Annotated in this window: 10 protein-coding genes; 8 read left to right on the top strand and 2 right to left on the bottom strand. The window is 32.8% G+C overall.

The genetic code is table 11. The features are described from left to right. The 8 genes from ACJAX4_RS18280 to ACJAX4_RS18245 all read left to right on the top strand — a co-directional run. The coding region (locus tag ACJAX4_RS18280; RefSeq protein WP_435790882.1) for an AAA domain-containing protein at window positions 1-1938 on the top strand (1938 nt) is incomplete at its 5' end. Window positions 1939-1983: 45 nt separating this feature from the next. Continuing rightward, window positions 1984-3360, top strand: a complete 1377-nt coding sequence (locus ACJAX4_RS18275; RefSeq protein ID WP_435790881.1) for an AAA domain-containing protein — start codon at window positions 1984-1986, stop codon at window positions 3358-3360. Between the two features lie 191 nt (window positions 3361-3551). Then, a complete protein-coding gene (locus ACJAX4_RS18270) occupies window positions 3552-5183 on the top strand; it encodes an ABC transporter substrate-binding protein (RefSeq protein WP_435790880.1) in 1632 nt (543 codons plus the stop codon). 110 nt (window positions 5184-5293) lie between these two features. Next, window positions 5294-6277 (top strand): ABC transporter ATP-binding protein, encoded by a 984-nt coding sequence (locus ACJAX4_RS18265; protein ID WP_435790879.1) that lies wholly within the window; start codon window positions 5294-5296, stop codon window positions 6275-6277. 10 nt (window positions 6278-6287) lie between these two features. Continuing rightward, window positions 6288-7274 carry an ABC transporter ATP-binding protein gene (locus ACJAX4_RS18260; RefSeq protein ID WP_435790883.1) on the top strand — a complete coding sequence of 329 codons (987 nt, stop codon included), beginning with the start codon at window positions 6288-6290 and terminating at the stop codon, window positions 7272-7274. Window positions 7275-7298: 24 nt separating this feature from the next. Then, window positions 7299-8249 (top strand): ABC transporter permease, encoded by a 951-nt coding sequence (locus ACJAX4_RS18255; protein WP_435790878.1) that lies wholly within the window; start codon window positions 7299-7301, stop codon window positions 8247-8249. A 33-nt stretch (window positions 8250-8282) separates the two neighbouring features. Next, entirely contained in the window at window positions 8283-9176 is an 894-nt protein-coding gene (gene opp4C / locus ACJAX4_RS18250) for an oligopeptide ABC transporter permease (RefSeq protein WP_435790877.1), read from the top strand. A gap of 338 nt (window positions 9177-9514) precedes the next feature. Further along, entirely contained in the window at window positions 9515-9748 is a 234-nt protein-coding gene (locus ACJAX4_RS18245; protein ID WP_435790876.1) for a hypothetical protein, read from the top strand. A gap of 100 nt (window positions 9749-9848) precedes the next feature. On the opposite strand, the gene ACJAX4_RS18240 is transcribed toward ACJAX4_RS18245, so the two are convergent. Together ACJAX4_RS18240 and ACJAX4_RS18235 are read right to left on the bottom strand one after the other, a co-directional pair. Beyond that, complete coding sequence (locus tag ACJAX4_RS18240) at window positions 9849-10031, bottom strand: hypothetical protein (protein WP_435790875.1); 183 nt, start codon at window positions 10029-10031, stop codon at window positions 9849-9851. A gap of 286 nt (window positions 10032-10317) precedes the next feature. Beyond that, a partial coding sequence (locus ACJAX4_RS18235) for a helix-turn-helix domain-containing protein (protein WP_435790874.1) occupies window positions 10318-10604 on the bottom strand: 287 nt, incomplete at its 5' end.

Here is a 10604-nt window from a genome sequence, read left to right as displayed (position 1 = left end):
GCAGTTTTAGTTCAAGGGCCTCCAGGTACAGGGAAAACTCATACAATTGCTAATATGGTGGGTCACTTATTATCACAAGGTAAGAGTATATTAATTACCAGTTACAGTGAAAAGGCTTTATCTGTTTTAAAGGAAAAAGTGGTGGAAGAGCTACAATCATTATGTCTAAGTTTATTAGCTACTACAGAAGGTAGACGTGAAATGGAAAATAGTTTAGATGTTATTAATGAAAATAGGTCTACATTAGAACCGAGCGATTTAAAATCGAAAGTTGAGAGTTTAGGAAAAGAAAGAAAAGAAATTATTGATAAATTAAATGATCTTAAGATGGATTTGAAAAATACAAGAATTAACGAATATAGGACGATAATTATTTCTGGAGAAGAATATAAACCAATTGACGCTGCAAAGTATATTAATAAGCATAGAAGTGATGCAGATTGGATGCCTACTCCTGTAATTTTAGGTAAAAGCTTATCATTAAGTGAAGAAGAAATTAGCGAGGTATATTCTAGCAACATTAAAATAAACTTAGAAGAGGAAAAAGAATACGATAGTAAATTGCCTAATCTAAGTGAATTAATAACGCCAATTGAATTTAATGAGATAATTAGGCAGAAGAATACATTTAGCAGTGAAAAATTATCAAGTGGCCTAGAATACTGGAATAGTGAAGTAGCAGTTAAATATACGATATCTGAGCTAAACGACATTAGGGACAGGGTAAATGGGGCATTAGTGAATATAGATATAAACACTCCTTGGGTATTAGAAACTATTCAGTCGGCTAAAGAAGACACCTTAAAAAATAGCTGGAGTTTATTAATAGATGAAATTAACGTAACTTACAAACTATCTATTGATTGTTCAGAAAGTATACTAACATATAATCCTCAGTTTATTGACATAGAGTTAATTAGTGACGTAGATATTCTATTAAAATCTATAATTGAGAAACTTGAAAATGGAGGAAAGATAACAAGGGCAAATTTGTTTTTGAATAAGCCATTGAAGAATTTTATAAATGCTTGTAGAGTGAATGGTAATGTGCCGACTAAAACAAATGAATTTAAAGCATTAAATAATTATCGTAGGTTAATTGTAGCAAGGGGGAAATTGAAAAATAGGTGGAATAGACAAATTGCAATTTTAGGTGCAGAGCAAGTTGATGATATGGGAGATGCTTTTGAATTAACCTGTAAAAAATATTGCTTAATAATTGAAGATAACATAAATTGGTATGAAAGAAAATGGGATCCAATAATTAAGGATATAGATTTATGTGGTATAAACCTAGAAAGATTAAAAAGTAAACCTGATCTGTCTAGTAATAAATTTAGTAAGCTTAAACATATAAAATTAGATCTTGGTAAAAAATTAATAGAAATTATAGAGGCACAAATATATAGAGTACAATACAATGAAATAAATAATAATAAAAAGAAAATTGAGAATGTAGTTAATGAATTTTCTAAAAATTATAATAGTAAAATAATTAATGGATTACAAACAGCTGTAATAAATGAAGATGTAGATTTATACAATGAGTGTTATGAGTCGATAAAATCAATAAAGGAATTAGGTAAACATATTGAAAGAAGAAGGGAACTATTAGATAAATTAGCGATAACCGCCCCTGCTTGGGCAAATGAAATTATAGAAAGGCAAGGTGAATTTGGAAAAGCTAAAGCGCCAGCTAATATTAAAGAGGCTTGGCTATATTGTCAATTTGTAGAAGAGATTAATGATAGAAATAAAATCTCTATAGATGAGGTTCAGAAGATCATAGTTGAACTAGAATGCTCATTTAAAAATAATACAGCAGAGTTAGCATTTAATAAAGCATGGTTATTTAAATTGGATGAATTCAACAATAATAAAAAACAAATACAAGCAATTGAAGGTTGGAGACAACTAATAAGAAAGATAGGTGCATGAAAAGGTAAGAATGCGCAGAGATTAAAAGCAGAAGCAAGGAAGCTAATGCCACAATGTCAGAGTGCAGTTCCAGTTTGGATTATGCCATTAAACAAAGTGGTAGAAATCTTTAATCCAAAGGAAAATAAATTTGCTGTTGTTATTATCGATGAAGCAAGTCAGGCTGATGTTATGGCATTAGTTGCACTATATTTAGGTAAGCAAGTAATTATAGTTGGTGACAATGAACAGGTCAGCCCACTCGCTATTGGAGAAAAGACCGAAGATATGGAAAGGCTGGTCAAAGAATATTTATATGACATGCCTAATCATTTTCTATACTCAGGTAAATTCTCAATATATGATTTGGCACAAGCATCTGGATATCAACCAGTTAGATTAAAGGAACATTTTAGATGTGTACCAGAAATTATTGAGTATTCAAATATTTTATCTTACAATGGTCAAATAAAAGCGCTTAGGGAAACTAGTGATGTTAAAACAAAACCGCCAATAATAACATATAGAGTTCGGGATGCTATATCCGATAAGAAAATAAATCAAAAAGAGATTGAAGTCGTAGTATCATTAATATTAGCTTGTTGTGAAAATGAAGAGTATGATGGTAAAACATTTGGGGTAATAACTTTAAGAGGAGAGAAGCAAGCAACACTTATAGATAGGTTATTGCAGAGTAAAATGACACCAATTGAGTACGATAATAGAAATATTTTATGTGGAAATCCAGCAAATTTTCAAGGCGATGAGCGAGATATCATTTTTTTATCAATGGTTGATGTAAATGCTGGGGAAGGCCCTATGAGATTAACTTCATATGGAACTGATAATTTGTATAAAAAAAGATATAATGTTGCAGTAAGTCGTGCGAGAGATCAGCTTTGGCTTATTTATTCTATGGATTCAGACAATGATTTAAAGAGTGGTGATATTAGAAAAGGGTTAATTGAATACTGCAAAGATTATAAATCAAGACAAAGAAATTTTGAAAAAAATGTATTAAAGGCAGAATCAGAGTTTGAAAAGAGAGTGATGAAATATCTTATTGAAAGAGGATATAAGATTTCACCACAATGGGAAGTTGGTTCATTTAGAATAGATATGGTTGCCATTTATAAACATAAAAAAGTAGCAATTGAATGTGATGGTGAACAGTGGCACGGTGAAGATAAATTGGAAGAGGACATGAATCGTCAAGGAATTCTTGAAAGGCTTGGATGGAGATTTATTAGGATTAGAGGGAGTGAATTCTTTAGCGGTGAAGAGGATGCAATGGAGAATGTAATTCGTAAATTGAATGATCTTGATATATATCCTGATGAAAAATCAGATGAAATATCTAAGGAAGAGTGTGGACTTAAGGAAAAGATTATTCTTAGAGCAGATGAGATAAGAGAATTGTGGATAGATGATGTTATGCAGTGATAAAGATTTAGTGGATTTACTTTAATAGTAAGTCCTTTTTTAGTGTTTAGAGCAAATCTCATTGCTAATAATTTACTACAAATACTACCTTCTCAAATTTAATTATGAATGATTAAGTTCTGAATAAAAGAATAGGGAATAAAATATAAAAAGTCAAAGTTTTAAACATAATAATAGAAGGAGTTAATATTATGAGAAACAAAAAGTTTTCAAAATTGTTTCCCATATTTGTCTGCGTTTTACTAATTGCACCCACTACTGTTGGGTGTGCTAAGAAAGGAAACCAGTCAAATGAAGAAACTCAACAAAAAGCAGAAAGAAAGTATGTTAATATCGGTATACTTAGTTCACCGGTTGACCTAAATCCTATTGACCCAGGGGATAATGCAGCGGGAATTATTACTGGAATATTGTATCAGCCACTTGTAGATCTTGATGAAGATATGACATTTAAACCTATGCTGGCGGACTCGGTAGAAACAGCAGATAATAAAGTGTTTACTATTAAATTAAACAAAGATGCTAAGTGGACTGATGAAACACCAGTGACAGTTGATGATGTGATATTTACAATTAAGCTTATTTGTAGCCCTAAAGTAGCGTCTATGGTAGCATCAAATTTTAGTATTATAGAAGGCACAGATGAGAAGGGTCTTATTCCTGATGAAACTATGGATATTGCAGGTGTGAAAAAGATTGATGATAAAACATTAGAATTAAGTACGAAAGCCCCAATTTCAATGAATTTATTTCAAAACAGCATATGCAGAAATATAATGGCTGTCCCTGAACACATATTTAAAAATGTAGACCGAGCAAATTTTGGAAAAGATCCTGCTATTATTGAACCAAAAGTAACAAATGGACCATATAAACTTATTACTTTCCAAAGAGATCAGTATATTCAGATGGAAGCTAATAAAAACTATTTCAAGGGTGCACCTATAATAGATAATATCAATTTTAAAAACATGCCAGGTAGCGAGCTTACTGTTCAACTAGAAAATGGAGAAATTGATATGAATTTAGCTCAGATAGCATCTTTACCTCTTGAAGATTATGAGAAAATTAAAAGCATGACTAATATTACAACAAAATCTGGTGAGCCTAGTTCTGTAAATTTCTTATTTGTTAATCATAAATCTATACCAGATGTAAGGGTAAGAAAAGCAATTTCCTATGCCATTAATAGAAAATTGATTGTTGATAATTTATTAAAAGGTGAGGGCGAAGTACTTAATTCGTTCTTTACAAGTAATAACCCATATTTAAATAAAGACTTGCCAGGAGTAATATTTGATGTGGAAAAATCGAAACAACTCTTAAAAGAAGCTGGTTGGAATTCAAATAAAGAAATAAATATGATTGTACCTACAGGTAATAAAACACGTGAACAAGCAGCTGCTATAATTGTAGAAAACCTAAAAGCTGTAGGATTGAGGGTAAAGATCCAGAAAATGGACTTCCCAACCGCTATGGCTAAGACGAAGAAGAAAGAATATGACCTTACTTTTATGGCTGATACACTTATCCCTATTGATCCGACATATGATCTTCCATTTTTCGTTACTAGCGGAAACTTCTGTGGTTATGAGAATAAAAAGGTTGATGCCCTTGTTGAATCCGTAAAAAATGAAATTGATGACAGTAAAGTAAAAGCCTACTTATACGATTTGCAGAATATACTTGCTGAAGAGGTACCAATGCCAATTTTATACGCAACTAGTGGGTTAAAAGCAACTAATAAAAGAATGATTTTTGGTGAACCCAAGGATTATGGAACATTTATAGATGTATACAAGTGGGATGTAAATCAAAAATAGGTAATAATTCAAAACTAGGTAGAGCAAGGATATGAGCTCTTGCTCTACTTAAAACAATATTTTATCAAAACTAATAAGAATACTAATTATGATAGGCTAGGTATAAAAATATGGAAGACATTTTACAAGTTAATAAATTACAGACAGTCTTTAATACAGATGATGGACAAGTAATCTGTGTTGATGATGTAAGTTTTTCTTTGAAACCAGGTGAAATTATTGGTGTCGTGGGTGAATCTGGTTGTGGCAAAAGCGTCACTTCATTATCAATTATTGGTTTGCTTGGTAATAAGGGAAAAGTCAATAAGGGAGAAGTTTATTTCGAAGGAAGAAATCTGCTTGAGCTTAATGAAAAGCAAATGCGCAAAATACGTGGTAATAAGATTTCTATGATATTTCAAGAGCCTATGACTTCATTAAATCCCATTTTAACGATTGGGGATCAGATAACGGAATCTATTCGTCTTCATTTGAAAAAAAGTAAATCTGAAGCTTTAAAGTGTGCGGTAGATATGCTAGAGAAAGTAGGCTTGCCACGGGCAGATAAAATAATTAATGATTATCCCCACGTCTTGTCAGGCGGGATGAGGCAGAGGGTTATGATTGCAATGGCATTGGTATGCAATCCGAAGTTAATTATTGCAGATGAACCAACCACTGCTTTGGATGTAACAATCCAAGCCCAAATTCTTGATCTGATGAAAAAACTAAGTAAGGAATTTAACACTGCAATTATGCTAATTACTCATGATCTTGGTGTAATCGCTGAAATGGTAGATAAAGTATTAGTAATGTATGCAGGCCAGGTAGTAGAAGAAGCTGATGTTTATACTCTTTTTGAAAATCCTAAGCATCCCTACACTCAGGGCCTTATGAAATCAATACCCCAGGTTTATACTGAGAAGATTGAACGTTTGATACCCATTCCCGGCACTGTCCCATCTGTGTATCAGAAATTTTCAGGATGTCGTTTTAATGAACGATGCATTTTGGCAACTGAACGCTGTAGGAGTGAAGTACCTAGGCTTGTAGATAGTGGGAATAATCACAAGGTTCGTTGCTGGAATTATAAAGAAACCAGCCAGAATCGTTAGGAGACAGTTTATGGTTGTTGAAAAAATTACATCAAGTATCCCTTTATTAAAAACCGAAGGGCTTAAAAAATATTTTCCTATACGAAAAGGAATATTCTCTCATACAGTTGGTAGCATTAAAGCAGTACATGGAATTGATCTTGAGATATTTAAAGGAGAGACTCTTGGACTTGTTGGTGAATCTGGTTGCGGAAAGTCTACTTTAGGCAGTACGATTGTACGTATTGAAACACCGACAGAAGGAAGCATAATCTTTGAAGGCCAGGATATAGCACAGTTATCTAATCGCGAACTGATCAAAGTTCGTCAGAACCTGCAAATTATTTTTCAAGATCCTTACTCCTCGCTAAACCCACGCAGACGTATTACTGAAATTCTTTCGGAGCCAATCAGCGTACATCATATTGTTGAAAAAAAAGATATTAGCAAAGAGGTAGATAGACTTCTTGATGCAGTAGGATTACCTAAAAGCAGTAAAAACCGCTACCCGCATGAATTTTCTGGTGGACAGCGTCAGAGGATTGGAATAGCAAGAGCGCTTTCATTAAATCCAAAGCTTATTATATGCGACGAACCAGTGTCTGCATTGGATGTTTCAATTCAGGCTCAAGTACTAAATTTGTTAAAAGATCTTCAACAGGAATATAATCTTACCTATTTATTTATAGCGCATGGCCTTGGCGCAATTCGTTACATTAGCGACAGAATAATGGTAATGTATCTAGGAAAAATTGTTGAGATGGCCTCAACAGAAGAGATTTTTCACAATCCTATGCATCCTTATACAAAAGCATTATTAAGCTCATATCCTATACCGAATCCTTTAATGAGGGATAAGAAACGATTTATAATACATGGAGATATACCAGATTTGCTTAAATTACCAAAGGGTTGTAAGTTTCAAACACGATGCCCAAATGTATACGATATGTGTCTTCGTAAGGAACCTGAACTAAAGGGAATTGAACATAAAGTAGCCTGCTTTGACACAAATTGATTTTGGAATAAAGGAGTACTCATTATGTTAAATTATATTATTCGTCGTATATTAATAGCCATTCCAGTATTTTTGGGGATTACTATCATAGCTTTCTTCCTTCTTTACTTGGCCCCAGGCAGTCCTATAGATATGATGATAAATCCGCATGTGACGCAGGCTGCACTTGATGCAAAGAGAGAGGCACTTGGACTAAACTCTCCTATTTATGTTCAATATTTCAAATGGTTAAGCAATATGTTGCAGGGAAACCTTGGATACTCAATGAAGACATCTAGACTTGTGACGGATATGATTTCTGAACGCATTGGCCCTACCGTTTTACTAATGGGTTTATCTTTATTAATAGGGTTTGTATTAGCAATATTTATTGGAATTCTTAGTGCGACCAAACAGTATTCTATATTGGACTATACAGCAATTACAGGTTCGTTTCTTGGAATTTCAATACCGAACTTTTTTCTTGGTCTCGGATTGATTTACATTTTTTCTGTTAAACTAAAGTGGCTTCCTTCTAGTGGTATGTTTGATATTGGTAGCGGTGGTGGTTTTACCGATAGATTACAACATTTAATATTGCCAGTGACTGTTCTTGCAGTAAATATTGCAGGAAGGAATGTACGTTATATAAGATCAAGTATGCTTGAAATATTAGGGCAGGATTATCTGAGAACAGCTCGTGCAAAGGGACTTAGTGAATTTTTAGTCATAAATAAGCATGCTCTACGAAATGCGCTAATTACCATTGTAACTGTATTTGGACTAGAAATTCCGTTGTTATTTGCTGGTGCTGTGGTGACAGAAACGATATTCTCATGGCCAGGAATAGGACAATTGACTATGACTTCAATTTTAAGCAGAGATTATCCCACGGTTATGGGGCTAAATATTCTTACTGCAGTTATTGTTTTAATATCCAATTTATTAACTGATATTGTATATGCCTATGTAGACCCAAGGATTAAATATAATTAATTATTAGAAAAGGAATTAAACGGGTGAAATGATATGTCGGAAATAAATAAAAATTTATCTAAAAGCGAAGTACTAGAAAGAGATGAAAGCTACATCAGCATGGTTATACGCCGGTTTTATAAACATAAAATGGCGGTTGGCGGAGTATTCATAATATTAATTATAGCAATTTGTGCTATATTTGCATCCGTTATTTCGCCGTGTGACCCATATCAAATTACAGATACTTTTAGCGCAGCACCTTCAATGCAACATATCTTGGGCACAGACCAAGTAGGAAGAGATGTATTAAGTCGTTTAATTTATGGCGCTAGGGTCTCACTTACTGTAGGATTAGGAACAGTAGCAATCAGTGTCAGTATAGGTACCATTTTAGGATTAGTTTCGGGTTACTTTGGCGGGAAAATTGACATGCTTATAATGCGTGTTACAGACGTATTTATGTCTTTCCCAGATATAGTACTTATATTGGTTGCTGTGAGCATTATGGGACCAGGCCTGATTAATATAATAGTTGTTATTGGGTTGCTAAGGTGGCCTAGTGTAACGCGCTTAGTCCGCGGGAATGTCTTGTCTATTAAAAAGATGGACTTTATAAAGTCAGCAATAGTTTTAGGACTTAGTACACCTAGAATCTTATTTTTTCATATTTTGCCTATTACAATAGCACCTGTTCTGGTTAACGCCACATCAGGCATGGCTAGCGCTATCATTACTGAGGCATCACTTAGCTTTTTAGGAATGGGAGTTCAACCTCCAATGTCGAGTTGGGGAAATATGATTACGGATGCGCAGTCTATTACTGTGCTGACATCGCAACCATGGCTTTGGCTACCACCGGGGCTTTTAATCGTATTATGTGTTTTGTCAATCAATTTTATTGGTGATGGTCTTCGCGATGCACTAGATCCTAAAAACCTTAAATAGCATCTATGAAACATTTAATAATTTAGAATTTTGAACAAGGCTATATATATATTTGATGACTAATCTTAATTAAGGAAACCTGGGAATAGATCCCTTAGCAAGTGAGTATAAGGATTTATATTCTGAATTTAGTATAAAATAGCAAACAGCAACTTCCAGTTTAGGGTATGATCTCACAGGTCATAAGAATAACTGGAAGTTGTTGTTTTATAATCATGTTAAATTAACATGTAATAATTCGAAGGGAAAATATGGTTTGTATCGAATTATAAAAGTATTGGTAATAAGGTGGAATTAAACTAATTATGGATGATAGAAACATCAAGGGAGGAAATTATATGAAACCAGAAATTTATGAAAAACTTATAAATACACTTGATCAAGATATTATAAAAAAGATAATGGAAAGTGAAGATTTTTATTTTCAAAAGGCAGTAGATAAATACAATGAGATGATGAAACTCCCTAAGCTCAGTGAAGAAGTAACGATGTTGTGGCAGTTTCTTCTTACTACCAATAGGTGTTATTATAAAAAATACTGCACAACTGAAGGCGCATATTGCAAAATATAAATCTAATTTCCCAATATGAATCCTTATAGTCGTTAGCTAACTTATAGAAAAATATTTTATCAAAAGAAGTTGATACTAAATTTCTTTTAATCTTATTTAACTACTCGCCATGAGCATCGTCCTCCTTCATTTCTATATAAGTGTAGTTTATATCATTACCACTAGACTTTGTGCTAGTAATTTCAGTTTTGTTTAGTAGACCGATATGATTATAACTCATATTATTGCAGTATATAACCTTATCGTTAATCTCTACCTTAATTATTCCTTCTAGTTTATACATTTTCATCTCCCCCACATAACAAGTGTCATAAAACGAACATATGTTCCAACCTAGTATATACTTATATAGTAATATTTTCAAGAAGCAAATTAAAATTGTAAAGAATAACAATAATAATACATTATTTAAAACAAATCAGCTAATTATGGCGAAACGCTATATTAGAATGAAAATAGCGCCATATGTTATTTTTAACATATGGCGCTAAATTTATTGAAGTATAATGGTTATTTTTTACTGAAAGGCAAAACTTATATGAAATTTTGTGAAACTTAGGACTATATTTTTATTTATCCTTAGATTCCCATTTAAAACCAGCATTATTTAGATTTTCTAGTATTTCTAATACTTGTTCATGAGTAAGGTCATCAGGGTAAATACTCTTATCTATTTCAATCCTAATGTTGTTATTTTCAACATTATCTTGTACTACTATTCCTAATCTATTAGATGTTCGTACCAGGAGGTAATCTGTAGAGCATTGTAAATAATCAGCTATTTGCTTAACAAAATCTACTTTAGGTTCTCGTAAATTATTTTCATAACGGCTCAGAGTTGCCTTTGTAGTTTTCA

Source organism: Clostridium sp., assembly GCF_051278035.1.
Lineage (GTDB): Bacteria > Bacillota > Clostridia > Clostridiales > Clostridiaceae > Clostridium_AD.
The sequence above is the reverse complement of the archived record's forward strand: the minus strand, read 5'-3'. Positions and strand labels throughout refer to the sequence as shown.

What these genes read in the sequence shown, in the direction of transcription:
- ACJAX4_RS18245 (WP_435790876.1), top strand. Translation starts at nt 9,515, where the DNA reads ATGAAACCAGAAATTTATGAAAAACTTATAAATACACTTGATCAAGAT.
- ACJAX4_RS18270 (WP_435790880.1), top strand. Translation starts at nt 3,552, where the DNA reads ATGAGAAACAAAAAGTTTTCAAAATTGTTTCCCATATTTGTCTGCGTT.
- ACJAX4_RS18265 (WP_435790879.1), top strand. Translation starts at nt 5,294, where the DNA reads ATGGAAGACATTTTACAAGTTAATAAATTACAGACAGTCTTTAATACA.
- ACJAX4_RS18240 (WP_435790875.1), bottom strand. Translation starts at nt 10,031, where the DNA reads ATGTATAAACTAGAAGGAATAATTAAGGTAGAGATTAACGATAAGGTT.
- ACJAX4_RS18275 (WP_435790881.1), top strand. Translation starts at nt 1,984, where the DNA reads ATGCCACAATGTCAGAGTGCAGTTCCAGTTTGGATTATGCCATTAAAC.
- ACJAX4_RS18255 (WP_435790878.1), top strand. Translation starts at nt 7,299, where the DNA reads ATGTTAAATTATATTATTCGTCGTATATTAATAGCCATTCCAGTATTT.
- ACJAX4_RS18260 (WP_435790883.1), top strand. Translation starts at nt 6,288, where the DNA reads ATGGTTGTTGAAAAAATTACATCAAGTATCCCTTTATTAAAAACCGAA.
- opp4C (WP_435790877.1), top strand. Translation starts at nt 8,283, where the DNA reads ATGTCGGAAATAAATAAAAATTTATCTAAAAGCGAAGTACTAGAAAGA.